Source organism: Nonomuraea sp. NPDC052129, from assembly GCF_040680095.1.
Classification (GTDB): Bacteria; Actinomycetota; Actinomycetes; order Streptosporangiales; family Streptosporangiaceae; genus Nonomuraea.
On record NZ_JBFAVX010000016.1, the window covers coordinates 1 to 24,064 of the forward strand.

Consider the following 24,064-nt stretch of genomic DNA (forward strand, 5'->3'; position numbering starts at 1 on the left):
TCTCACCTCTTTTTATCGTGGGGGGGCGGGGCGCCCCCCGCCGCGCCGGCCGGGGCCCCCGGTCCGGGGGATTAACCCGCCCGTACCGCTATGGACTCATTGAGGCGCAGGGCCAGCGCGGGGCACATGTCGACGGCCCGACGCGCCTCCTTCGCCATCCAGCCCGGCACGGTCTTGAAGGACGGGAAGCCGTATTCGTCCAGTTCCACGAATTCCGGCAGCAGGTGCGCGCACAGGCCGTGGCCCTCGCAACGGGTCCAGTCCACGTCCAGGCGGTACTCGGGCTCGTCCTCGTGCTCCGGGAGGGGCAGCACGCCGCGGACCGGCCGGCCGCAGGAGCCGTACTCCAGGTGAAGGGCGATGTCGCTCTCGAAGGCGTCCAGGGAGGAGAGGACGAACCTGGCGGTGCCGTCGGGGTGGAAGCAGGCGCCTCTGCGCTCGACGGCGCGTACGGTGCGGCGAACCGCGTCCGTGGACCCGGTGCCCTCGACCAGCGCGAGCAGGGCCCGCGCCACGTCGGGCAGCCCGAGGCGGCAGGGGCCGCACTGGCCCGAGGACTGGGCGGCCAGGTAAGCCGCCACCCGGGTGGTCTCACCGAGCGGGCAGGTCGAGTCGCCGAGCGGGACGATGATCCCGGCACCCAGCTCGCTGCCCATCTTCTTCATGCCTTCGCGCGAGATCACCGCGGAGAGGGCGTTCTCGTAGCTCATCCACGCGCCGTGGTAGCCGCCCATGAGGACGCCGTCGCCGATCTCCGCCTCGCACAGGTCGAGGACGTCGATCAGCGGGGTGCCCGTGGGCGCTTCCACCACGGCGGGGTTGGTGGCGCCGCCGCTCACGCTGAGCAGGACGGTGCCGGGCTCCTTGGCGGTGCCGTACTCGGCGTATCCTTCGGGGCCGAACTCGGCGAGCAGGGCGAGTTGGGCGAAGGTCTCCGTGTTCGACAGCAGCGTGGGCAGGCCGTCCACGCCGCTCTCGGCGGCGCGCTTCTTGCGGCCGTTGGGGATGGCCACGTCGCCGTTCACGCCGCGTACCAGCGCGCCGCCCTCGCCCGAGATGAACCGCTCCTCCAGGCCGACCACCCGGATTTTCACGTGGCTCTCCTGGCCGCCCGCCACATTGGCGGCGCGGCGCTCGGCCACGGCCGCGGAGACCGACGACTCGGCCACCTCGCCGCCGGACCCGATCGCCACGACGACCTCGCGCGCGTGCAGGGCCTCGGCGGCGAGGACCGCTCCGTCGAGCACGAGGTGCGGGTTGCGGATGAGCATCATGGTGTCCTTGAAGCTGGCCGGCTCGCCCTCCGAGCCGTTGACCAGCACGACACTCTCGCGTGCCCCGGCGGCGTCGGCGACGGCGCGCAGCTTGCGGCCGACGGGGAACGCCGCTCCGCCTCGGCCGCGCATGTCGACCTCGTTCACCTGGGCGATCAGCGTCTCGATATCGCGCAACACCGGCTCGCCGTGAAGCGTCCGGTGCGCCGGCAGATCGATCCGTCTGGTGTGCTCCAGCCCGGCGGTCAGCCGGGCCGGGCCCACGCGTAGCACGCGTGGGACTCTATGCGGGATCACTCTGGCGCCTCCTGGGCATTCCTGTGCGGTCTCATCCCGCCTCCCGGTACTTCCTGCGCGCCGCGTCGAGGCTAACCGGCGCGTTGACGTCCACCGGCCGCTCGACCGGTGAGGTGTCGACTTCCATCGTCTTCACCCATTCCGGCTGGAGAGCCGGCCTGAGCGTGGTGGCGAGCACTCGGACGAGCAACGCCCCACCGACCGCCGCGAGGCAGGCGATGTAGGACCACGCCACCCAGGGTGCCGGAGGACGGCCCGCGGTCAGGCCATGCATGATGGCCACGGGCCAGGACAGGTACGCGGTGGCGTGGAGCGTCCGCCATATCCATGGCTTGGCCGTCACCGCGAACCGTCCTCGAACCATTCCCGACACAACGATGATCACCATCATGTCGAAGGCTACAGCGCCGAATCCCACATAGATACCGGCAATTGGGACCACTGTCGCGGCCAGTGGGGCATGCCCCAGACTGACCATGAGGGTGATGTGCGTGACCAGGTAGGCCATCCCGATCATCGCTGTGGCCCGGTGTGCCAGCTGTGCCCTGACCCTGTTGGACGGGGACAGGAAGACGCGTTCGGTGGTGAGCAGGCCGAGTCCGACCGTCGCGCTCAGCAGCACCAGGGCGAACACGCCCGCGTAGAACTCGAGGAAAGCCACCCCTTGGCCGAGCACTGAGATCCCGCTGTCGGTCCTGGTCAGGGCGAACCCCGCCAGGACCAACGCGGCCAGCACGGCGCTTACCCCGAACCGGACCCACCTGGAGTCCAGCTTGCTCGGAGCGTGCCGGGGCAGTCTTCTGTGGAGCATCGATTCCCTCCATGGTCGTCGATTGAGGGTGCGACTCGGGAGGGCCGATCTACGTCAGCAACGACGTCCGCGGTTGATGCAGCTGACCACGAAGTTCATGAGCTGGTCAGACATCACGTTGGCGAAGTCTGCGTGATCGGTCACCGGATTGTGCTTCTGCTCAGGGAACGCGTCCACGGCGAAGGACGGTCCCTGTGGAACCGAGTACGTGAGGGACATGCGCAGCTGTGGGACGGCCTTCGTTCCCTGCGGGCAGGCGCCACCCTGGCCCGGGAACACGATGTGCGTGCGGTGGTTGGCGCTGTCGGTGTTCTGTCCGTCCCAGCAGCTTGGGAAGTCTAGAATACGGACGACTTGGCTGCCGCGTGGGCAGAGTGGATATTTGTTATTAGTGATGCGGTTCTGGAAGCCGGTACACGTCCACGCGGCCTTCGCGTTCGCTCCGCCGTTCGTGGCCGCCTTCGCGTCACCGGTGATGATCCTCAGGAACCTCGGCATCGCGACCACCCTGGACGAGGCGTTGCCGCGGAACTGGAGCGTCACCTGGCGGGCCTGCAGGACCTGGCCGACGTTGCCGTCCTGGTCGTTGGTGTTGACGTCCACCTTGCGGTCGCGGAGCACTGGCCAGAAGTAGGTCGACTTGTCGCCGAACCGGCAGGTGGTGCCTCCCGCGGCGAGACTCTGGTCCGTCGAGAACCCGTCCGTCGTCAGGTTGCCCACATAGTCGTGCAGGTGGTGAGCGCCGTTGCTCACGCCCGGAGCGACGATGAAGTTGTCAGGGTTGTTGTGCTTGTTGCCGTTCGTCCCACAGGCGGAGACGAAGGTGCCCCTAGAGCCGTTCCTGCCGAATTGGGGGTTGGCGAGCTGGCCGCGGCCGACCTGGCGGATGTCGACGAAGTCCTCGACGAACGGGCCGAGGTCGGCGCACTCGCCCTCGTCGTGGTCGCTCTCGGTGGGGGAGGGGGACGCGGACGGGCTCTTCGTCGGGTTCTGGTTGTTGTTGTTGCCCCGGCGGCGGAACTGCTGCTGCTGACCTTGCTGGTCCTGCTGGTCCTGCTGACCCTGCTGGTCCTGCTGCTGCTGGTCCTGGTTGTTGTTCTGCTGGTCCTGGCCGTTACCGGTGTCCTGCGTTCCCGGCTCCGGGGTCGGCGCGGCCAAGAGGGCTCCGCCGCCTTGCTGCTGCTGATCTTGCTGCTGTTGCTGGTCCTGTTGCTGCTGGCCCTGGTCCTGCTGCTGCTGACCTTGCTGGTCCTGCTGACCCTGCTGGTCCTGTTGCTGCTGGTCCTGGTTGTTGTCCTGCTGCTGGTTGTCCTGCTGACCCTGCTGGTCCTGGTTGTCCGGGGCCTGCTGCTGTCGCCTTTGTTGCGTCGGTGATTGAGACGGCTGCTGGTTGCTCTGCTGTGCCGGATCGCAATGGTCCGCAAGCGCCGGACCGACGCCGATCACGGCCGCGGACACCAGGCCGCTGGCCATCACGGCCAGGGCGGACACGGCCGCGGCCGTGCGTCTGGATCTCCTCATTACTGTCTCCTCGTATCGACCGCCGTTGCGACGGGTGGAACCGGTGAGGGCGTGGGGGGCTCGGGAAGGTCGCCGAAGTCGACCAGGCCAGTGCCTTCCAGCAGCGTCATGTGCTTCAGCACCACCGTGTTGGCGGTGTTGGCGAACTTCCTGATCTCGGTGTTGCGAGTCCCCGCCCGCACATCTGCCACGACGGCGAAGACCTTGCCGTGCGCGGCACGCAACAGGTTGGCGAAGTCCTTGTCGAAGGCGGGACCCTTCTCCGCGGACAGCTGGGCCATCCAGCTCTGCTGATCGGCATTGGCCACGTCTGGGATGGGCACGCCGAGTTTCGCGGCGAGCGCGCGAGTCGCCTCGTCCAGCTTCGTGTGATCTTCGACCAGGTGCTTCCCGGTCTCTTTCACGCTCGCTGACTCGGCCCGTGTCTGGGCCCATTGGCCAACAGGAATCTCCCAGAGGCCCGCCTGGCGTACTCTGACTAGCAGGTCGCGGTCTGCCGGCCCGATGGGACCGGCGGCCGACTGCGTGTACTGAGTGGATCCTGCGGAGCTTCCTGGTGGCAGGACCAGCAGGATCGTGACCGTGGCAGCCACTGCGAAGCCGCCGAACATGAGCAGTTCGCCGCGCAAAAGCCTGTGCATGATCGGAGGTACGCGGGCCTTCGGGGACCGGTTCACTCAAGGGGTCCAAATAGTCAGAAATGACTGGAGTTATCGGAGTGGCTACCGGAGTGATAACGAAGGTGTAAAGATGTGCCCCGTGCTAGGTCATCTCGCCGGCAGGTTAGAGAGTGCGGATGCCGAGGCGGAACACCGCATTGCGGTGCTCTACCAGGAGTTCGGCGGCCCTCTGCTGCGCCACGTACGCAAGTCGACCGGGAACGATCTTCAATGGGCCGAAGACGTCGTTCAAGAGACGATCGTTAGAGCCTGGCGTCACTCGGCAAGACTGCAATGGGAGCCCAGCCTCATCTGGGCATGGCTACTGACAGTGGCCCGCCGTATCGTCATCGACGGTCGCCGGCGTAAGAGTGTTCGGCCTCACGAGGTCGAGCCGCCGGAAGTCGACATGCTGGCGGTGCCTGACGGCTCGGAGCGGGCGCTCTCGGCCATGGTGGTCGCTGACGCGCTGCGGAGCCTGTCAGACGAACACCGGGAAGTCATTGAGCAGACCTACCTTCGGGACCGTACGATAAGTGAAGCGGCGGAGATTCTGGGGATTCCGCCGGGCACGGTGAAGTCCAGGCTCTACTACGGGATCCGGGCTCTCCGTGTGCTTCTGCAGGACAAGGGGGTAGCCGGGTAATGCATGAAGGGGTGGCCGCCTACGTCCTCGGTGTCCTCGATGAAGAGGAACTAGAGGAGTTCGAGCGCCACCTCGACACATGCGCAAGGTGCCAGGCGGAGCTCCAGGACATGGCCGAGATTCCGAGCCGACTCGACGAGCTCAAACACCTGCCCTCAGCTGCTGAGGACGACCCGCCGATGTCGATGTCACGTTGACCTTTTTCCCCTTTTCGGGTGATATCGGTACGGCGAGGCGCATACGCCCGGTCGAACAGACCGGGCGGCTTGGGGAGGTGTTCGGTGGGCATCGACGGTGATGCGGCCGTTCCTCCCGACAGGCGATTCGGCGAGGAGGGCGGCCGGCTCTCCTATGGTGGCTACCTTCGCCTGCCCGAATTGCTCGACCAGCAACGGCCTCAGTCCGAGGCGCCCGACGAGCTGCTGTTCATCACCATCCACCAGGTCTACGAGCTCTGGTTCAAGCTGCTGCTGCACGAGCTGGAGGCCGGCCGCGAGGCCATGTTCCAGGGCGAGCTCTGGCAGGCCAGGCACGTGTTCCAGCGGGTGCACGCGGTGGAGCGGGTGCTGATCGAGCAGGTCGACGTGCTGGAGACGATGACGCCCCAGGACTTTCTGGAGTTCCGGGCCAGGCTCGCCCCGGCGAGTGGATTCCAGTCGGTGCAGTTCCGCGAACTGGAGTTCCTGTCGGGGCTGAAGGATCCGAGCTACCTCGGCCGGCTCAGGGACGCCGACGACGCCGAGCTCACCAGGCTGCGCCGCCGGCTCGCCGAGCCGACACTGTGGGATGCTTACCTCACCGCCCTCTCCCAGCGTGGGCTGCCGGTCTCCGACGACGAGATCATGGACACGCTGCTGGCCGTGGCGAGGGACCGCGGGTCGCACGATGACCTGTGGCAACTGGCCGAAGATCTGCTGACCCACGACGAGACCGCCGCCCAGTGGCGGACCCGCCACGTGCAGATGGTCGAACGGCAGATCGGCACCAAATCGGGCACCGGCGGCTCGACGGGTGCCCCCTACCTGCGAGGCAGGACCCGCCTGCACTACTTCCCACTGTTGTGGGAACTAAGGGCCTGGCTGTGACAAGCCATGGCGAACCCTCACAAAGGAGTGAGAGCGAAATGCCGCTCGACGAGGCCAAGGATGAGCTGCTCCAGCGAGCCGCGCAACGATGCGCGGCGGGCAGCGACCATGTGAGCCCCGAGGACGCGCTGGCCTTCCTACGCGTCTACTACCGGCACATCGCGCCGGAGGACCTGCTCGACCGCAGCCCCATTGACGTCTACGGCCCGGCGATGTCGCAGAAGCAGCTGGCCGAGGTACGTCCCCAGGGCAGGGCCATGGTCCGCGTCTACACGCCGACCCTCGAGGAGAACGGCTGGGACCCGGGACACTCCGTGGTGGAGGTGGTCACCGACGACATGTCCTTCCTGGTCGACTCGGTGACGATGGAGCTCGCCAGGCATGACATCAACACCTACCTGGTGGTCCACCCGCAGATGCGGGTACGTCGTGACATGACCGGCAAGATGCTCGGCCGGGGCGAGGAGGACGTCACCGGCCAGATGCTGGTCGAGTCCTGGATGCACTTCGAGATCGACCGGCAGACCGACCCCGAGGTGCTCGGGCGGCTGGAGGCCGACCTTCAGCGGGTTCTGTCCGACGTACGGCAGGCGGTCGAGGACTTCAGGAAGATGCGAGGGGTGGCCGTACAGACCGCCGAGGACCTCACGCTGAACCCGCCGCCGCTGGAGCCCGCGGAGGTCGAGGACAGTCTCGACCTGCTGCGCTGGCTCGCCGACGGGCATTTCACCTTCCTCGGCTACCGGGAGTACCGCCTGGAGCAGACCGACGAGGGCGACGCGCTGCGCGCGCTGCCCGGCGCGGCGCTGGGCATCCTGCGGGATGACAAGATCGGCTCGGAGAGCTTCTCCGTGCTGCCCCCCGAGGTACGCGCCAAGGCGCGCGAGAAGCAACTGCTGATCATCACCAAGGCCAACTCCCGGGCGACCGTGCACCGCGCGGCCTACCTCGATTACATCGGGGTGAAGCTGTTCTCGCCGGAGGGCGAGGTGATCGGCGAGCGCCGGTTCCTCGGCCTGTTCACGCACGTGGCCTACAGCGAGTCGATTTCCAGGATCCCGGTGCTCAGGCGCAAGCTCGCCGACGTGCTGGAGCAGGCCGGGCTGGCCCCCGACAGCCACGACGGCAAGGACCTGATCGAGATCCTGGAGACCTTCCCGCGCGACGAGCTCTTCCAGACCTCGCTCGACCAGCTCCTGCCGATCGCGCTCGGCGTGCTACGGCTGCGCGAGCGCAAGCAGGTCAAGCTGTTCCTGCGCCGCGACGACTACGGCCGCTACATCTCCTGCCTGATCTACCTGCCGCGCGACCGTTACACCACCCAGGTGCGCTACAAGATGCAGGAGCTCCTGCTCAAGGCGCTGGGCGGCAAGACGCTCGACTACAGCGCGATGATCGGTGAGTCCGCACTGGCCCGGCTGCACGTGGTCATCCGCGGCGAGCGCGGCAGGCAGCTGCCGCCGCCGGGCGTCGACGTGCAGGAGCTGGAGTCGCGGCTGGCCGCGATCACCCGGTCGTGGGAGGACGACCTGGCCACGGCGCTGGCGGAGCAGACCTCCGAGGCGGAGGCCCCCAAGCTGACCAGGCGCTACCAGTCGGCCTTCCCCGAGGGCTACAAGGCCGACTTCCCTCCGCAGATGGCCGTGGTGGACCTGCGCCGCCTGGAGGAACTGGTCGGCGCCGACGAGAACGAGATCGGCCTCAACCTCTATGAGCCGTACGACGCGGCCGAGGGTGAGCGGCGGCTGAAGATCTACAAACTGGGCTCGCCCATCTCGCTGTCGCGGGCTCTCCCGTTGATCCAGCGACTCGGCGTCGAGGTCGTGGACGAGCGGCCGTACGAGATCGACAGGGACAACGACCCCGCCACCAAGAACGCCTGGATCTACGACTTCGGCCTGCGCTACACGCCGAACGACGAGGTCGACAGGAAGGACTTCAAGCGGCTCTTCCAGGACGGCCTCATCGCGCTGTGGAAGGGCGAGGTCCAGGCCGACAACTTCAACGCCCTCGTCCTGCGGGCCGGACTGACCTGGGAGCAGGTCGAGATCCTGCGCGTCTACGCCCAATACCTGCGCCAGGCGGGCTCCGCCTTCTCCCAGCGCTACATGGAGCGGGTGCTGACGGGCAACGTGCGGCTGGCCCGGCTGCTCGTGCGGCTGTTCGAGGCGCGGCTCGACCCCCGGCGCGGCGACGACGTGCGGACCGACCTGGCCGACGCGCTCAACGAGGAGATCCTGGGCGCGCTCGACGAGGTCGCCTCGCTCGACGAGGACCGGATCCTGCGGGCGTACCTGGAGATGATCCAGGCGACGCTGCGTACCAACTACTTCCAGACCGTCGGCGGGCGCCGCAAGCCGTACATCTCGCTGAAGTTCGACCCGCAGGCGATCAGCGTGCTGCCGCTGCCGCGGCCCAAGTACGAGATCTTCGTGTACTCGGCCCGGGTCGAGGGCGTGCACCTGCGCTTCGGCAAGGTGGCCAGAGGCGGGCTGCGGTGGTCGGACCGGATGGAGGACTTCCGGACCGAGATCCTCGGACTGGTCAAAGCCCAGATGGTGAAAAATACCGTTATCGTGCCCACTGGGTCCAAGGGCGGATTTGTCATGAAGCGTCCGCCTGCGGGCGGAGGGCGCGAAGAGATGCTGGCCGAGGGCGTGGCCTGCTACCGGATGTTCATCTCCGGGCTGCTCGACGTCACCGACAACCTGGTCGACGGCAAGGTGGTGCCCCCGCCGGACGTGGTCAGGCATGACGGCGACGACCCCTACCTCGTGGTCGCGGCCGACAAGGGCACCGCGACGTTCTCCGACATCGCCAACGGCGTGGCCAAGGAGTACGGCTTCTGGCTCGGTGACGCCTTCGCCTCCGGCGGCTCGATCGGCTACGACCACAAGGCGATGGGCATCACCGCGCGCGGCGCCTGGGAGTCGGTCAAGTACCACTTCCGCACGATCGGGACCGACATACAGACCACCGACTTCACCGTGGCCGGTGTCGGCGACATGTCGGGCGACGTGTTCGGCAACGGCATGCTGCTGTCGGAGCACATCCGGCTGGTGGCCGCCTTCGACCACCGGCACATCTTCATCGACCCCGACCCCGACACCGCCCGCAGCTTCGCCGAGCGGCAACGGCTCTTCGACCTGCCCCGCAGCTCCTGGGCGGACTACGACACCGAGCTGATCTCGGCGGGCGGCGGCGTCTACCCGCGTACGGCCAAGTCCATCAAGATCACGCCGCAGATCCGCGAGGCGCTCTCCATCCCCGCGGCGGTCACCTCGATGGCGCCGAACGACCTGATCAGCGCCATCCTCCGGGCCCCCGTGGACCTGCTGTGGAACGGCGGCATCGGCACCTACGTCAAGGCGGGCACCGAGTCCAACGCCGACGTGGGCGACAAGGCCAACGACTCGCTCCGGGTCGACGCCGGAGACCTGCGCTGCAAGGTCATCGGCGAGGGCGGCAACCTGGGGTTCACCCAGCTGGCCCGCATCGAGTTCGCGCGCGGCGGCGGGCTGGTCAACACCGACTTCATCGACAACTCGGCCGGGGTCGACACCTCCGACCACGAGGTGAACATCAAGATCCTGCTCGACCAGGTCGTCCGCGACGGCGAGCTGACCGACAAGCAGCGCAACCAGGTCTTCACCTCGATGACCGACGAGGTCGCCGACCTGGTGCTGCGTGACAACTACGCCCAGAACGTGGTGCTGGCCGCGACCCGCGCCCAGGCCCCCGAGATGCTCCACATCCACTCCCGCTACCTGCGGCGCCTGGAGCGTGACGGGCTGGTCAACCGGGAGCTGGAGTTCCTGCCCTCGGACAAGATCCTGGCCGAACGCCGCCAGGCCCGGCAGGGTCTGACGGCGCCCGAGTTCTCGGTGCTGCTGGCCTACACCAAGCTGGTGGCCGACGCCGAACTGCTCGCCTCCGACCTGCCCGACGACCCCTACCTGGCCTCGTGGCTGGTGTCGTACTTCCCATCGGCGCTGCGCGAACGGTTCCGGCCGTACATGGACGCCCACCCGCTGCGCCGCGAGATCATCACCACCACGGTGGTGAACGAGCTGGTCAACTCGATGGGCACCACGTTCATGTTCCGCTTCAGCGAGGAGACCGGCGCCTCGACGCCCGACATCGTCCGCGCCTACCTCGTCGCCCGCGAGGTGTTCGACCTGGCCAGCTTCCACCGCGCGGTGGAAGCGCTGGACAACAAGGCCGACACGTCGATCCAGATCGCGATGCTGCTGGAGGCCAGGAAACTGGCCGAGCGTGGCACGCGCTGGCTGCTCGGCAACCGCCGCCCGCCGCTCGACCTGGCCGGCTCGGTGAGCTTCTTCGTCAAGGGTGTGAACGGCCTGCTCGCCCACATCCCGAAGCTGCTCGCCGGGCCCGACCTGGCGGCCTTCGAGGAGCGCCGCGACTCCTTCGCGGCCCGCGGCGTGCCGATGGAGCTGGCGGAGCGGGTGGCGGCCATGGTGCCCGCCTATTCGACGTTCGACCTGGTGGAGATCTCGTCGCTCACGGGGCGTCCGGTCAACGAGGCGGCGGAGGTGTACTTCGACCTCGCCGACCGCCTCCAGCTGGCCCTCCTCAGGGAGCGGGTGATCGCGCTGCCGCGTGACAACCGCTGGAACTCGATGGCGCGGGCGGCACTCAGGGACGACCTGTACGCGGCCCACGCCTCGCTGACCCGCGATGTGCTGGCCCACAGCACGCCTGGGCTGTCTCCGGAGGAGCGCCTGGCCCGCTGGACGGAGGCGAACTCGGCGGCGGTCCACAGGGCCCGCCAGACGCTCTCGGAAATCTGGGAAAGCGACAACTTCGACCTGGCGACGCTGTCCGTGGCCCTCCGCGCCATCCGCACCCTGGTGGCCTCAAGTAGCCTTCCCCACACGGAGGGCTGATCGCTTTAAAACCTTTTCGATCTTTTACGGCAGGCCCGGTGGGCCCCAGCCGCCGTACGGCGCTGGGGCCTGTCCAGGGGCACGCTCCTCCGGTGGAGGTGGCTGAGCGCCGTGACGTGCGCATTCTTGGCCCCGGCCGTGGTCGCGTCTTGGCCCTCAACGTCTGGCTAGTTTGTGGTTGTGAAGGCGTGCTTGTGGTCTTCTGTCCACTGGGCGAAGGTTCTTGGGGGTTTGCCGGTTAGGTCGGTGAATGTGGTTGATGGCGTTTCTGGTGTGTTTATGGCCGCTATGGAGTTTTGAACGAGTGACTCCACTACTTCCGGCGAGCCCCAGCGGGACAGAGCCTGGCGGTGGGTTTCCAAGTCCTGTAGGTGCCACTCGATCGGCCTGCCGATCACTCGCGCGATCGTGTTCATCTGGTCGCTTTGCGTGAGGGATTCGGGGCCGGTCAACTTGTAGACGGCGTTCTCGTGGCCATCTTCCGTCAGGGCTTTCAGTGCGATTTCGGCTATGTCGGCCTCGTGGATGGGAGCCGAGTGGGTGTCAGGGAACGGGCTGCTGACCCTGCCTTCCGCGATGATCTCCGGCGCCCATCCGAGGGTGTTGGTGGCGAAGGCGCCGGGCCGCAGGACGGTCCAGGAGAGCCCTGAGGCGGTCACCGACTCTTCCGCCACGCCGTGCATGCGGGCGATCGCGTCCGTGGCCGCAGGGTCCGCCAGAGCGGCCGACAGGAGGACGACGTGGCGCACTCCGGCCTCGCGGGCCTTCGTCAGGAAGGCGTCCAGCCCCTGCCGGTCGGCGTAGAGGAATATCCGGTCGACGCCGTCCAGCGCGAGTGCCGCACTGCCCGCTTCGACCACCTCCACGTCGGTGGGCAGGTGGGTGGCGGCGGGATCTTTGCTGGCGGCGCGGACCTGCTCGCCGGCCGCCAGGAGCTGCCGTATGAGGCTCCGGGCCACGTGTCCACGGGCCCCGGTTACCAGGATCGTCATGCGGACATGCTGGTCCGGGGCCGTACCGGGCGGGTAGGCACCGCCAGGGCTGGGACTCGGAGTACCAGGCCCGGATGGGCTGGGTCATCATGGTGGGGATGAACAGGGAGGAACTCGGCGGCTTTCTGCGTAGCCGGAGGAGCCGGATCCAGCCCGCCGAGGTCGGGCTGGCGCCCGGCCCGCGCCGTCAGACCCCTGGGCTGCGCCGCGAGGAGGTCGCGCTGCTGGCGGGAATCTCCGTCGACTACTACATCAGGCTGGAACAGGGCCGCGGCCCGCACCCGTCGGACCAGGTTCTCACCGCGCTCGGCCGGGTGTTGCGGCTGACGGGCGACGAGCACGACTACCTGCTCCGGCTGGCCGACCGCTCCCCGGCCCGCGCCGAGCCCGCACGCGAGGTGCCCGCCAACGTCCGGCGCCTGCTGGACCGCCTCACTGACGTCCCGGCCATGGTGATCAACGCCGGCTACGACGTACTCGCCTGGAACCGCATGCTGGTCGCCCTTATCGGCGACCTGTCAGAGACGCCATCCCGAGAACGCAACACGCTGCGCTGGCTCTTCGGCACTCAGGCCACGCCGGCCGACAAGCTCCAACTCGCCCGCAAGTGCGTGGCCGACCTCCGAGCCACCGGCCGCTACCCAGGGGACGCCGACATCAGATCCCTGGTCGACGACCTGAAACAGCGAAGTCCTCATTTCGCCGAGCTGTGGGCGACCCGCGACATCGAGGTCCAGCGCACCCTGACGAAGCACATGACCCACCCCATCGCAGGCCCCATCGAACTCGACTGCGACTTCCTCCCCATAGTCGGCGCGGACCAACGCCTGGTCCTCTACACCGCCGCCCCCGGAACCCCCTCCCACAAGGCCCTCCAACGCCTACGAGAGACCTACGCGTAGCGACCACGCTCCTGCCGCCACTGTGTGGAAGGCCATGGCCAAGACTGCGCACGTCACGGCGCTCAACCACCTCCACCGGAGGAGCGTGTCCCTGGACAGGGCTCAGCCCGTGCGGCGGGTGGGGCCCACCGTGCCTGCCGTAAAGAAAGAAAATGGGTTTAGGGGTCGCCGCCTACGGCTTTGGTGAGGGCGCCGGTGTGGGCGACGATGGCGGCCGGGGTCGGGGTGCCGGATGGCGGGACGACCGTCGCGTACTGGTTGATCTCCGTCGTCTTCAGGAAGCGGCGCGCCCTGTCGTTGTGATAGAGCCAGCGGGCCGACTCAGGCACCGGGACGAAGTCGGCCTTGTCCGTCTCCACCGTGGTCGTCGTCGTGCGCGTCATCGCGTATTGGATCAGCGCCCCGCCGCCCACCATGCGCAGCGCGTAGACCGGGTAGTCGCCGGCGCTGAAGATCGAGTCGTAGCTGAACCCGCCGATCTTGGCCCGTTCCCGGTCGGTGGTGATCTGCTCCGCCACGTCCGTGGTGTAGGGACCTCGTTCGAGCAGGCCGGCCGCCACGCCCGTCTCGCCCGCCTCCGCCACCGTGGCGTGCAGCGGGCCCATGAACTGCGGACTGATGGTGATGCTCTTGTCGTCGGGCGCCAGCGCCGTCGCGTAGCCCTCAGCGTCGAGCTGGATGTGGGGCGGGTCCTGCCCCGGCAGCAGCTGCGTCGCCGAGCTGAGCCGCCAGTCGTCGGTCTTGGCGTCGGCATTGGCGAACGTCAGCAGCGTCGGATGGCCGTTGCGCGTGGCCAGCACCGTGAACCAGGCCGCCGTCTCACTCTGCTTGAACCGCGGGACGAACAGCGTCGGCGCGCCCCACGTGTAGCGCGGCGGCCGGTTGCCCGTCGACAGGAACGCGGACGAGGTGAGCTGCGCCTCCGCGTCGCGGGTCAGCTCCATTGCCAGCCGCAGGTCGCCCCCGGCGCGCAGCAGGTCGTCGGTGGCGGTGAACGTGGCGAACGCCTTGGCCGCGTCGGCCGGCGTGATCAGCGGGGTCTCCGCCGAGGGCGTCGGGGTCACGGGCTTCGCCGTGGTCGCCGCCACCTGACTGGGCTCGGATTGTGGCGCGGCCGAGCAGCCGACCGCCGCGGCCAGCAGGCCGGCGGCGAGCGCCAGCACCTTCCGCCGACCGTAACTACGCACGTGGCCATGTTATTCGGGCCCGCGAGGGTCGCGTACCCTAAGGAAACGTGGCAGGTATCGATCCAGCAGAAGAGATCAACGAGCTCGCGGGCACCCTGCGGAGCATCCAGGACGTGCTCGACCTCGGCGCCATGCGCAAGCAGATCGAGGAGCTGGAGGGGCAGGTAGCCGCGCCCGACCTGTGGGATGACCCTGAGCAGGCCCAGAAGGTCACCAGCAAGCTCTCGCACATGCAGGGTGAGCTCAACCGCGTCGAAGGGCTGGTGCGCCGCCTCGACGACCTCAGCGTCCTCTACGAGCTGGCCGCTGAGGAGGGCGACGAGGACACCAGGGCCGAGGCCGACAAGGAGCTGGCCTCCCTCCGGTCCGACATCGGCGCGCTGGAGGTCCGCACCCTCCTGTCCGGCCCCTACGACGCGCGCGAGGCGCTGCTCACCATCAACTCGCAGGCCGGTGGCGTCGACGCCGCCGACTGGGCGGAGATGCTGCTGCGGATGTACTTGCGGTGGGCCGAGCGCAAGGGCTTCCCGACCGAGGTCTACGACACCTCCTACGCGGAAGAGGCCGGCATCAAATCGGCCACCTTCACGATCAAGTCGCCCTACGCCTACGGCACGCTCCGTGGCGAGCATGGCACCCACCGTCTGGTCCGCATCAGCCCGTTCGACAACCAGGGCCGCCGCCAGACCTCGTTCGCCGGGGTCGACATCGTGCCGGTCGTCGAGCAGACCGACCACATCGACATCAACGAGGACGAGCTCCGCATCGACGTCTACCGCTCGTCGGGACCCGGCGGCCAGGGCGTCAACACGACCGACTCGGCGGTCCGCATCACCCACCTGCCGACCGGCATCGTGGTCTCCTGCCAGAACGAGCGCTCGCAGCTCCAGAACCGCGCCTCGGCGATGAACGTGCTGCAGGCCAAGCTGCTGGAGCGCAAGCGGCAGGAGGAGGCTGAGCGCATGTCCGAGCTGCGGGGCGCCTCGACCACGTCATGGGGCACGCAGATCCGCAACTATGTGCTGCACCCCTACCAGATCGTGAAGGATCTGCGCACGGGCACGGAGGCGGGCAACCCGACCGCCGTTCTCGACGGCGACATCGATGAGTTCATCGAGTCGGAGATCCGCTGGATGCGCCGGCAGGAATCAGAGCCCGCTTAGGTGCTTGAGCACCAGGGCCAGGAAGAGCAGCACGACCAGCAGCAGCAGGATAAGGGCGGGTGACAGCCCGGCGAAGCCGTGGTTGTGCATCCGCTCGCGGTTGGCACGGCACAGGGGGCAGCGGCCCTCGATCACGGGGTGGGCGCACTGCGCGCATACGAGGTGTTGGCAACTCATGTCAGCCCCAAGTCTAGCCGCACAATCGTTTTGTTTCCGTTATGGACGTTCCATGCCAGTCTTCCCCCTAGACTGTGCTCTGGCCAATCGGAACGTCGATCATCAGTAAAGAAAGCCGTCCCCGATAGGCGTGTGGCGGGAAGTGGGCATGTGCCACCCTCGCTTCCGTCCTGACCCCTAGACTGGCATGCCGTGATGCTCTCGTGATCCATTTCGATAATGTCACCAAGGTCTACACGAACCAGAACCGGCCCGCTCTCGACCATGTCTCCGTTGACGTGGACAAGGGCGAGTTCGTGTTCCTCGTCGGTCCTTCGGGATCAGGCAAGTCCACCTTCCTGCGTCTGGTTCTGAAGGAGGAGCGGCCCAACTCCGGGGCGATTCACGTCGCCGGCAAGGATCTGGCCCGCCTGTCCAACTTCAAGGTGCCGCACCTGCGCCGCCGCATCGGCTGCGTGTTCCAGGACTTCAGGCTGCTCCCGAACAAGAACGTCTACGAGAATGTGGCGTTCGCGCTCGAGGTCATCGGTAAGCCGCGGCGGTTCATCCGCAAGGTGGTGCCCGAGGTCATCGAGCTGGTCGGCCTGGAAGGCAAGGCCCACCGGATGCCCGACGAGCTGTCAGGCGGCGAGCAGCAGCGCGTCGCCATGGCCCGCGCCTTCGTCAACCGGCCCATGATCCTGCTGGCCGACGAGCCGACGGGCAACATCGACCCCGCGACGAGCATCGGCATCATGAAGGTGCTCGACCGGATCAACAGGACTGGCACTACGGTCGTCATGGCCACGCACGACGCGGCCATCGTCGACTCCATGCGCAAGCGTGTCGTGGAGCTGGAGGACGGCAAGATCGTCCGCGACCAGTCGCGTGGCGTGTACGGCCAGGCGTACTGACAGGGAGCAGTAGACAGAACATGCGGGCGAACTTCATCTTCTCCGAGGTCTGGATCGGCCTCCGTCGCAACCTCACCATGACGATCGCGGTGGTCATCACCGTGGCCGTCGGCATGGCGATGCTGGGCATCGGCCTGATGATCAACGCCCAGGTCACGATGATGCAGGGCTTCTGGTACGACAAGGTCGAGGTATCGGTCTTCTTGTGCGGCAAGAACCCCACCATGCCCAGCTGCAAGGGCAAGCAGATCAGCGCCCAGCAGACCAAGGAACTCCAGGGCGAGATCCAGGGCATGGCCGGCGTCGAACAGGTCATCTACGAGAACCAGGCCGACGCCTACGCCAACTTCCAGAAGTCCTATGCCGCCAACAAGCTGCTCGTCGAAGCGACCAAGGTCGACGACATGCCCACGTCCTTCCGCGTCAAGCTGAAGGACCCCAACAACTATCAACCGATAGTGCAGGCACTCCAGGGCAAGGCCGGCGTGTCGCAGGTGACGAACCAGAAGGACCTGGTCAACCAGTTCTTCGGGCTGCTCGACAAGCTCAGATCCGGTGCGCTGGCGGTGGCCATCGTCCTTGTGCTGGCGGCGGCGTTGCTGATCGGCAACACCGTGCGGCTGTCGGCCTTCAACCGCCGTCGAGAAACCGGGATCATGCGGCTGGTCGGGGCGTCCAACCTCTATATCCAGCTGCCCTTCGTCATGGAGGGCGTGATCTCCGGGCTGATGGGCGGGGTGATCGCCGCCGTCATGCTGATCGTCGCGAAGGTCTTCCTGTTCGAGGAGATCGCGCGTTATTTCGCGTTCGGCAGTCAGCTCGGCTGGGACTCGGTGGCCTCGGTGATCACGCTGACCATGGTGATCGGTGTGTTCATCTGTGTGCTGGCATCCTTCGTCACGCTCCGCCGCTACCTCAGGGTCTGACGAATCGCCGGTAAGGTCGGAGCATGCCACGTGAGACCGGGCGGAAGGTCGTCGCCCAGAACAAACGTGCCCGGCACGACTACCACGTCGAAGACACCTTCGAGGCGGGGCTCGTGCTGCAGGGCACCGAGGTGAAGTCGTTGCGCGAGGGACGGGCGTCCCTCACCGACGGCTACGCCTCCATCGACGATGGCGAAGCGTGGTTGCTGAACGTCCACATCCCCGAATACACCCAGGGGACGTGGACGAACCACGCCGCCCGTCGCAAGCGCAAGCTCCTGCTCCACCGCAAGGAGATCGACAAGCTCGCCGCCAAGACCAAGGAGGGCGGGCTGACGATCGTGCCGCTGTCGCTCTACTTCAAGGACGGCCGGGCCAAGATCGAGATCGGCATCGCCCGCGGTAAGAAGGACTGGGACAAGCGGCAGACGCTGGCGGAGCAGCAGGCCAAGCGCGAGATGGCCCGGGCAGTGCGGCATCGCAACCGATGAACCGTCCCGTACGCCTGGGCCGCGTACGCCGCGGCCTGGCCGCGACCGTCACGCTGGCCGTCGCGAGCATGTCGCTGACCGCCTGCTTCGAGGAGTCCTCCCCGCACGATGCCGTGCGGGACTTCCTGGTGGGCTGGCAGTCGGAGGACTACGACCTGGCCGCCGGCCGTACCGACGGTGACCGGGCGACCGTACGCAAGGCGCTGTCGGACGCGAAGGCGGAGCTCGACGCGGCCTCGTTCCGATTCAAGATCAAAAGCATCAGCCTGGCCGGCGACCAGACGCGGGCCGACTTCCGCGCCGAGGTCGACCTGGGGGAGAACAACCCCCTCTGGGGGTACGACGGCGTGCTCCCGCTGCACCTGGTGAACGGCCAGTGGAGGGTGCGCTGGTCGCCTTCCGTGCTCCACCCGCAGTTGAAGGACGGCCAGCGGTTCGCCGTGTCCACCGACTCGAACCCCCGCCAGTCGGTCGTCGACCGCAACGGCACGCCGCTGCAGCGCCCTCAGTTCCTCTACGTGGTCGGCGTCACGCCGTCGCAGCTCGGTGACCAGGCGGAGGAGGTCGTCGAGCAGCTCTCGGCGTACACCGGGTTCGCCCAGGACCGGCTGCTGAGCCGCATCAGGTCGTCGCCGCCGAGGCAGTTCGTCCCGCTCGCCAACTTCGGCGCCGTACGCTACCGCGAGCTGAAGGACAGGCTCGAAAAGATCCCGCAGCTCATCACCCGACCGCAGAAGCAGCCTGTCGCGCCCGACGACCCCAAGGACATCGTCGGCAAGGTCAGCGCGCTGACCCCGGAGACCGAGCAGAAACTCGGCGGCCCGCAGCGGGCGGGCGACTCCTACGGACAGAGCGGGCTCCAGCGGGCCTATCAGGACTATCTCACCGGATCCACGCAGACCAGGGTGATCATCCTCGACATCAAGACCGACAACGAGGTCGCGCAGCTCAAGGAGTGGCCCGGCCGCAAGAACGTACCCGTACGCACCACGATCGACAGCGCCAAGCAGCGCGCCGCCGAGGTCGCCGTGGCGCAGACGGAGACCAGCGCGCTGGTGGCGGTCGACCGGTCGACGGGCGAGATCCTGGCGGTGGGCACGAAGGGCCTCAACCAGGAGAAGGACGCCTTGGCCGGCAAGTTCCCGGCCGGCACCGCCTTCTCGATCGTGGCCGCCGACGCGCTGCTCACAGCCGGGATGAAGACCAAGCAGAAGCTCGCCTGCCCGGCCGAGCGGACGGTGGGCGGCGCGCACTTCGTGACGGCGAGCCAGGTCGCCGGAGCCTCGCCGACGTTCAAGGACAACTTCGCCAAGGGCTGCGTCACCGCCCTGGCCTCGCTGGCCCGGCGCGTCGACGCCACGGCCCTGAAAAAGAGTGCAGAGGCGCTCGGCATCGGCAAGGACTGGCGGCTGCCGCTCAAGTCGTTCAGCGGCTCGCTGCCCGAGCTGACCAGCGACGCCGACAAGGCCAGGGCCATAGCGGGCCAGAACGTCGAGGTCAGCCCGCTCAGCATGGCCCTCGTCGCGGGGGCGATCGCCTCGGGCACCTGGCACCCGCCGGTGCTGGTGACCGACCCCAAGACGCCCGACCCTTCGACGGAGACGGTCGCGGTCAAGCCGTCGCAACCGGTCGCCGTCGACCCCAAGGTGCGCACGGCACTGACCGCCATGATGCTCGCCGGCGCCACCGGCTCGCCCGCCCAGGCCGGCCGCGGCCAGGTCTACGGCGTGACGGCCGCGGGCGACCAGGAGAAGCGGATGGGCTGGTTCGTGGGCTGGCAGGGTGACGTGGCGATAGCCGTCATGGCCAAGAACTACGATCCCGCGGCGGTCGCGGGCGACTTCTTCTCCGGCCTGCGCGACGCTAAGTGATTTCTTGTCACTCTAGGCAACCGTTCGGGTGGCTGGCTGCGTCTTACCCAGTGACTGCCCCGCTCGGGGGGTTGCGGGTGCAGTCGCCGTGATGAGTTCAGGACTTCATCTCGGGGGAAGTCCTGCCGTCCGGACCGGCTCGACCCTGCCGGTCGGCCCCCGGGAACGCCTACGCGTTTCCGGGGGTTTCGGCGTCTAGGGAATCAAGTTGACGCCGCAGGTGTTGAAGCATGTAAGGTCATGTTGCTCGGCTCTTCGGGGCCGTGTTGACAACTGCACATGGGGGTGACTGGCTTCGACTTCGACTTTGCAAGTCAGGTGAAGCGGGCCGAGGACTGCGGACATAACCTCGTTAACACTGTGACCGCAAACAACAAGTGCCAATTCTAAGCGCACTGTGGTCGGCCAGGGTTCCCTGGCCCTCGCTGCCTAAGTAGCGTAACCACTGTCAGCCCGGGAGTGCCTTCGGCCCGGGATCTGGCATCGTTAGAAGGCTCAACCGCTCAACCCGGCCACGGGGGAGAGCGGGAAATCAAACAGTGGCTGAGCCCGTCGGCGACACGCCTGCGTGATTGCCGGGGCTGAGAAAAGCACAGCAGGCTGCGCCCGGAGAAGCCCTGTCTTGGGGTTGAAGGACGCGGGTTCGATTCCCGCCACCTCCACTGTTTTACGATGCGGCGGCACCCGGTGTGGGTGCCGCCGTTTCCGCGTCAAAGGACTTCATAGGGGCGCTTCGCGCTTGGGGTCTCAGGCGCTGTCTCCAGTCGCGCCGGGGCCGCGACCCCTGAAGGGCCTCCGCTTCGCTCCGGACGTTTGTCTTTGGGGCGCGGGCTTCGCCCGCGCGTTCCCCGTTGACCGATTGAGCCATGTCGAAGAGCTCATTCCAGATATCGATCTGATGATCTCCACCGAGGAGATCATGACCAGATGTTCGGGCGCAGACGATTCCAGGCGGCCGGGCGCGGTCCTTCCCTCCTTCTCCTCAAGGGGACGAGCAAGCGCCACATGCCCTGTCGGGAGGGGTGATTTCGGCGCACCTGCCCATCGACAGGGTGGCCCCCGCCTCGGGCCGCAGCGACGACTGACGGCTCTCCTCGACGGTGACGGTGACGTCATGGCTGGACGAGCAGGTGCCCAGCAATGACGCAGTGATTGTGTCACTGTATTATTGCTCTATGTTGTTCCCGACTCCGGCGTTGGATTCCGAGGACCAGCGGGTCCTCGAAGAGATAGAGCAGATGCGTCATGAGCTGCGCCATCAGGTGAGAGCTCCGGCGAAGTGGACAGCCGGCCTGCGGAAGTTCCTCACCGCCGACGCTGTCGCCGCTTCGAACTCGATCGAGGGCTTTCGGGTCTCCACCATCGATGTCGCGGATCTGATGGAAGGGGAGCGCGATGTGGAGGTGTCAGAGGAGGATCGCGAGGAGACACTGGCTTATCAGCGGATGATGACCTACATCCAGTCCCTCCACGACGTGGAGGACTTCTCCTACGGCAAGGGATTGCTGAACGGGCTCCACTGGATACTCCAGGGGCATCGGCACAGCGCCAGGAAGCCGGCTGGCCAGTGGCGTAGGGGGCCTGTCTATGTCACCGACGCGCGCGACCCGGGTATCGCCGCTTACACGGCCCCCGGCGAGGCCGAGGTTCCGGCGCTGATGTCGGAACTCATCGACTGGTTGAACGCTGAGGATGGGACGCATCCGCTGGTGCGCGCCGCGATGGCCCATCTGCATCTGGTGTCGATCCATCCGTGGAGCGACGGGAACGGGCGAATGTCTCGCTCCTTGCAGACATTGATGATCGCTCGGGAGGGTGTCCTGGCTCCCGAATTCTCCTCCATCGAGGCATGGCTCGGCCGTCCGGGCAACACCTGGGAGTATTACCGCGAGCTCGGCGCCCGCGGTGCCACCTACCTACCCGACCAGGAGGTCCACAGCTGGATTAGGTTCAACCTGACGGCTTACCACCAGCAGGCCCAGACTGTTCGAGCCCGCCTCCATCAGTCCGGGAGAGTCTGGACGATCCTCTCGGATTTCGTCGAGCGCGAGGCGTTCGACGAACGGGTGATCTCGGCTCTGCATGAGGTGGCGATGGCCGGACGCGTTCGGCGGCTACGCCACGAGCACACCGAGGCGCTGACCACCCAGCAAGCCCAGCGTGACCTCCGCGACCTCGTCGCGGCGGGAGTCCTGGAGTCGGTGGGCCGGACCAGATCCCGCTACTATCCAGCCGGGCGGCGGTTCCCGGAAACCGCACTTGAGATCGCCCGTACACCGATCTCGCTGACGTCCCCCTACCAAAATCGGTCTTGAGCCGGCACTGGGGTGAACTCCCAACTTGAGTACTACCTCGACGGCCGCGTCGGCGGCTTCCTGCCCAGCGTGTAGGACAGACCTGAAAAGACAGAGCGCAGCACCCTTCGCGCAACTGTTATCGGACGGGTCGAACGACGTCGCCAATACGGCATCCCCTCGCAGGTATCGCCGCACAGGGTGGCAGTTTCGCGTTGGTGGGTACCGTCGAGGCGCGGGCCTGCTGGAGCGGGACGACGGCTTGAGCATCTCGCCCAGCTCTTCCACCTACGACGTGGTGTTCGAGTAAGCGCGAGCAGATCCACTGTTGATCGTGATACGGCGGCACCTGCTACGGGTGCCGCCGTTTTCGCGTCAAAGGACTTCGTTTGGGCGCTCCGGGAAGAAGTGGCCGTCACGGAAAGCTAAGACCGCTTGCTCTGCGTCTATGATGCGCCTGACACTACGCATAGATGGGTAACAACTTTCATCTATGTGTAGTGAGTCGCCTCCCTACGCCAGTTCGCTTACCGTATCCCCGCCGCTGATACCGATCTCGGCCTCCATGAGCCGGCTGCGCTCGCCGCGCTGGTCCGGACGCAAAGCCATGGCCCAGCCTCCATTCCTCAAGCGCTTCCGCCTCTGCGTGCTGCGGGCATCACCATCTTGGCCAAACCCCACATGGAACGACCCCTGATTCCGCACATCCGCACATCCGCGCGCGCCGGTTGGCCAAGGCCACCAAGTTCACTCCCCGCAGCTTCCCCGTTTCCCGCTTGAGGGCCTGCCTTATCGGCGCGATGCCGTGGCGAAAGGGCGGTGATAGCCGGTCGGGCGAGGCTCGGTCCGAGCTTAGAACCTGACGCCACCGCCGAAAGCGCATCAGCGTTCGCCGCGACGACAAGGAGAGACCATGCAGACCCTGACCCCCGAGGGCGCCGCGACCACCCTGCTCGAGGCCGGCAACCGGCCGCCCGCGACCGTACGGGACGACGTGGTCGAGGAGCTGGACACGCTGCTGTCCAAGCACCTGGCCACCCGCGCGGACGCGGTGGAGAAGGCCGCGGTGCAGTATTCACGCGAGCACTACGCGCGGATGACCGGGCTGCTGCCCGACGAGATGGTACGCCGCCTCCAGGAGGAGACGACCATGCTGACGGCGGCCAACACCCGCCGCATCGACATCCGCGTGGCCGTGACCGGCAACACGCCGCGGCGGCTGGGCAGCCTGCCGAACTCGCTGTTCGCCTCGCACAGCACGCTGTTCACCGCGCTCTACCACGTGCCGGCGTTCCGCGGGCTGCTCGGCGACATCGCCGGGGCCCCGGTGTTCGACTGCACCTACCCGGACGAGCAGATCACCGGCACCCACCAGACCCAGGTGGGCGACACACACGGCTGGCACTGGGGCGACCACGAGTTCGCCTGGATCTTCATCTCCCAGGCGCCCGCACCCGAGCACGGCGGCCTGCTCCAGTGCGTGCCGCACACGCCGTGGAACAAGCAGGACCCGGCCGTGAACCGGTGCCTGACGCGGGGCCCGATCCGTACCTACCACCACGAGAGCGGTGAGTCGTACTTCTTCAAGACCGACACCACGCTGCACCGCACGATGCCCATCCAGACGGACGGCATCACTCGCTCGATCGTGAACCTCACCTACTCCGGCGTCTCCGACCTGCTGACCGAGAAGACCTACGAGACCACCGACGCCGTCTACCTCGACTGATCATCCCATCGCCGCCCGGTCCGGGCGGGGGGCCCGCCGCCTCCCGCCCGGACCGTCGCCGTTTCGGCAGTCCCATATCCGCAGACATGCCGACGAAAATGGGATATATACGAGAGAGCATCCAATAACAGGGTATAGGGGTGCCCATGCACATTCGGATCCTGGGGCCATTAGAGGTACTGGCAGAGGGTCGCCGAATACCACTCACTGGAGCACGCCCGCAGGTCATTCTGGCG

Annotated in this window: 20 protein-coding genes and 1 other RNA gene; 14 read left to right on the forward strand and 7 right to left on the reverse strand. The window is 67.1% G+C overall.

Features of this window, described 5'->3' with window-relative positions:
* Positions 1 to 71: 71 nt before the first annotated feature.
* From AB0L53_RS30750 to AB0L53_RS30760, 3 genes are read right to left on the reverse strand one after another with little or no spacing between them, the layout of a single operon-like run.
* Positions 72 to 1,547 carry a ferredoxin gene (locus AB0L53_RS30750; protein WP_358446506.1) on the reverse strand — a complete coding sequence of 492 codons (1,476 nt, stop codon included), beginning with the start codon at positions 1,545 to 1,547 and terminating at the stop codon, positions 72 to 74.
* Between the two features lie 55 nt (positions 1,548 to 1,602).
* Positions 1,603 to 2,382, reverse strand: a complete 780-nt coding sequence (locus AB0L53_RS30755) for a hypothetical protein (RefSeq protein WP_357949178.1) — start codon at positions 2,380 to 2,382, stop codon at positions 1,603 to 1,605.
* A 54-nt stretch (positions 2,383 to 2,436) separates the two neighbouring features.
* Complete coding sequence (locus AB0L53_RS30760) at positions 2,437 to 3,540, reverse strand: DUF1996 domain-containing protein (protein ID WP_364001076.1); 1,104 nt, start codon at positions 3,538 to 3,540, stop codon at positions 2,437 to 2,439.
* Between the two features lie 15 nt (positions 3,541 to 3,555).
* Here AB0L53_RS30760 and AB0L53_RS30765 point away from each other — a divergent pair, with 15 nt between their 5' ends.
* Complete coding sequence (locus AB0L53_RS30765) at positions 3,556 to 3,756, forward strand: hypothetical protein (protein ID WP_364001079.1); 201 nt, start codon at positions 3,556 to 3,558, stop codon at positions 3,754 to 3,756.
* 146 nt (positions 3,757 to 3,902) lie between these two features.
* On the opposite strand, the gene AB0L53_RS30770 is transcribed toward AB0L53_RS30765, so the two are convergent.
* Positions 3,903 to 4,544, reverse strand: a complete 642-nt coding sequence (locus AB0L53_RS30770) for a DUF4142 domain-containing protein (RefSeq protein ID WP_364001081.1) — start codon at positions 4,542 to 4,544, stop codon at positions 3,903 to 3,905.
* Positions 4,545 to 4,653: 109 nt separating this feature from the next.
* Between AB0L53_RS30770 and AB0L53_RS30775 the strand changes: the two genes are divergently transcribed.
* The 4 genes from AB0L53_RS30775 to AB0L53_RS30790 all read left to right on the forward strand — a co-directional run bounded on the left by AB0L53_RS30775 (position 4,654) and on the right by AB0L53_RS30790 (position 11,203).
* Positions 4,654 to 5,208, forward strand: coding sequence for a sigma-70 family RNA polymerase sigma factor (locus AB0L53_RS30775; RefSeq protein ID WP_357949189.1), 555 nt, complete (start codon positions 4,654 to 4,656; stop codon positions 5,206 to 5,208).
* An 11-nt stretch (positions 5,209 to 5,219) separates the two neighbouring features.
* On the forward strand, positions 5,220 to 5,405 hold the full coding sequence (locus AB0L53_RS30780; RefSeq protein ID WP_357949191.1) for a zf-HC2 domain-containing protein: 186 nt from the start codon (positions 5,220 to 5,222) through the stop codon (positions 5,403 to 5,405).
* A gap of 84 nt (positions 5,406 to 5,489) precedes the next feature.
* Positions 5,490 to 6,293 carry a tryptophan 2,3-dioxygenase family protein gene (locus tag AB0L53_RS30785; RefSeq protein ID WP_364001086.1) on the forward strand — a complete coding sequence of 268 codons (804 nt, stop codon included), beginning with the start codon at positions 5,490 to 5,492 and terminating at the stop codon, positions 6,291 to 6,293.
* A 38-nt stretch (positions 6,294 to 6,331) separates the two neighbouring features.
* Positions 6,332 to 11,203 carry an NAD-glutamate dehydrogenase gene (locus AB0L53_RS30790; RefSeq protein ID WP_364001089.1) on the forward strand — a complete coding sequence of 1,624 codons (4,872 nt, stop codon included), beginning with the start codon at positions 6,332 to 6,334 and terminating at the stop codon, positions 11,201 to 11,203.
* A gap of 167 nt (positions 11,204 to 11,370) precedes the next feature.
* On the opposite strand, the gene AB0L53_RS30795 is transcribed toward AB0L53_RS30790, so the two are convergent.
* Entirely contained in the window at positions 11,371 to 12,195 is an 825-nt protein-coding gene (locus AB0L53_RS30795; protein WP_364001092.1) for an NAD(P)H-binding protein, read from the reverse strand.
* A gap of 98 nt (positions 12,196 to 12,293) precedes the next feature.
* On the opposite strand from AB0L53_RS30795, the gene AB0L53_RS30800 reads away from it, so the two are divergent.
* Positions 12,294 to 13,097 (forward strand): helix-turn-helix transcriptional regulator, encoded by an 804-nt coding sequence (locus tag AB0L53_RS30800; RefSeq protein ID WP_364001095.1) that lies wholly within the window; start codon positions 12,294 to 12,296, stop codon positions 13,095 to 13,097.
* 158 nt (positions 13,098 to 13,255) lie between these two features.
* Here the strand turns inward: AB0L53_RS30800 and AB0L53_RS30805 are convergent, their stop codons facing one another.
* Positions 13,256 to 14,284 carry a hypothetical protein gene (locus AB0L53_RS30805; protein WP_364001098.1) on the reverse strand — a complete coding sequence of 343 codons (1,029 nt, stop codon included), beginning with the start codon at positions 14,282 to 14,284 and terminating at the stop codon, positions 13,256 to 13,258.
* A gap of 47 nt (positions 14,285 to 14,331) precedes the next feature.
* Here AB0L53_RS30805 and prfB point away from each other — a divergent pair, with 47 nt between their 5' ends.
* Entirely contained in the window at positions 14,332 to 15,447 is a 1,116-nt protein-coding gene (gene prfB / locus AB0L53_RS30810; protein WP_358550924.1) for a peptide chain release factor 2, read from the forward strand.
* Here the strand turns inward: prfB and AB0L53_RS30815 are convergent.
* Positions 15,433 to 15,624, reverse strand: a complete 192-nt coding sequence (locus AB0L53_RS30815; RefSeq protein ID WP_225295827.1) for a hypothetical protein — start codon at positions 15,622 to 15,624, stop codon at positions 15,433 to 15,435. The genes prfB and AB0L53_RS30815 overlap by 15 nt on opposite strands.
* Before the next feature lie 203 nt (positions 15,625 to 15,827).
* Between AB0L53_RS30815 and ftsE the strand changes: the two genes are divergently transcribed.
* The 7 genes from ftsE (at position 15,828) to AB0L53_RS30850 (ending at position 23,828) form a co-directional block, all read left to right on the forward strand.
* Positions 15,828 to 16,517, forward strand: a complete 690-nt coding sequence (gene ftsE / locus AB0L53_RS30820) for a cell division ATP-binding protein FtsE (RefSeq protein ID WP_049564761.1) — start codon at positions 15,828 to 15,830, stop codon at positions 16,515 to 16,517.
* Between the two features lie 20 nt (positions 16,518 to 16,537).
* A complete protein-coding gene (gene ftsX, locus AB0L53_RS30825; RefSeq protein ID WP_364001103.1) occupies positions 16,538 to 17,443 on the forward strand; it encodes a permease-like cell division protein FtsX in 906 nt (301 codons plus the stop codon).
* A gap of 23 nt (positions 17,444 to 17,466) precedes the next feature.
* Positions 17,467 to 17,934: an SsrA-binding protein SmpB gene (gene smpB, locus AB0L53_RS30830; protein ID WP_357949212.1), complete on the forward strand. Its 468-nt coding sequence runs from the start codon at positions 17,467 to 17,469 to the stop codon at positions 17,932 to 17,934.
* Positions 17,931 to 19,805, forward strand: coding sequence for a penicillin-binding transpeptidase domain-containing protein (locus AB0L53_RS30835; RefSeq protein WP_364001107.1), 1,875 nt, complete (start codon positions 17,931 to 17,933; stop codon positions 19,803 to 19,805). The genes smpB and AB0L53_RS30835 overlap by 4 nt, the downstream gene beginning before the upstream one ends.
* Positions 19,806 to 20,086: 281 nt before the next feature.
* Positions 20,087 to 20,470: a transfer-messenger RNA gene (gene ssrA, locus AB0L53_RS30840) on the forward strand.
* Positions 20,471 to 20,905: 435 nt separating this feature from the next.
* Positions 20,906 to 22,120, forward strand: a complete 1,215-nt coding sequence (locus tag AB0L53_RS30845) for a Fic family protein (protein WP_364001110.1) — start codon at positions 20,906 to 20,908, stop codon at positions 22,118 to 22,120.
* An 892-nt stretch (positions 22,121 to 23,012) separates the two neighbouring features.
* Positions 23,013 to 23,828: a hypothetical protein gene (locus AB0L53_RS30850; RefSeq protein ID WP_358557933.1), complete on the forward strand. Its 816-nt coding sequence runs from the start codon at positions 23,013 to 23,015 to the stop codon at positions 23,826 to 23,828.
* Positions 23,829 to 24,064 lie beyond the last annotated feature (236 nt).

Bases quoted from the DNA above. Each gene is read 5' to 3' on its own strand.
- AB0L53_RS30755 (WP_357949178.1), bottom strand. From the start codon at position 2,382: ATGCTCCACAGAAGACTGCCCCGGCACGCTCCGAGCAAGCTGGACTCC.
- AB0L53_RS30770 (WP_364001081.1), bottom strand. From the start codon at position 4,544: ATGCACAGGCTTTTGCGCGGCGAACTGCTCATGTTCGGCGGCTTCGCA.
- AB0L53_RS30775 (WP_357949189.1), top strand. From the start codon at position 4,654: ATGTGCCCCGTGCTAGGTCATCTCGCCGGCAGGTTAGAGAGTGCGGAT.
- AB0L53_RS30790 (WP_364001089.1), top strand. From the start codon at position 6,332: ATGCCGCTCGACGAGGCCAAGGATGAGCTGCTCCAGCGAGCCGCGCAA.
- AB0L53_RS30795 (WP_364001092.1), bottom strand. From the start codon at position 12,195: ATGACGATCCTGGTAACCGGGGCCCGTGGACACGTGGCCCGGAGCCTC.
- AB0L53_RS30800 (WP_364001095.1), top strand. From the start codon at position 12,294: ATGAACAGGGAGGAACTCGGCGGCTTTCTGCGTAGCCGGAGGAGCCGG.
- AB0L53_RS30815 (WP_225295827.1), bottom strand. From the start codon at position 15,624: ATGAGTTGCCAACACCTCGTATGCGCGCAGTGCGCCCACCCCGTGATC.
- ftsX (WP_364001103.1), top strand. From the start codon at position 16,538: ATGCGGGCGAACTTCATCTTCTCCGAGGTCTGGATCGGCCTCCGTCGC.
- smpB (WP_357949212.1), top strand. From the start codon at position 17,467: ATGCCACGTGAGACCGGGCGGAAGGTCGTCGCCCAGAACAAACGTGCC.
- AB0L53_RS30835 (WP_364001107.1), top strand. From the start codon at position 17,931: ATGAACCGTCCCGTACGCCTGGGCCGCGTACGCCGCGGCCTGGCCGCG.
- AB0L53_RS30850 (WP_358557933.1), top strand. From the start codon at position 23,013: ATGCAGACCCTGACCCCCGAGGGCGCCGCGACCACCCTGCTCGAGGCC.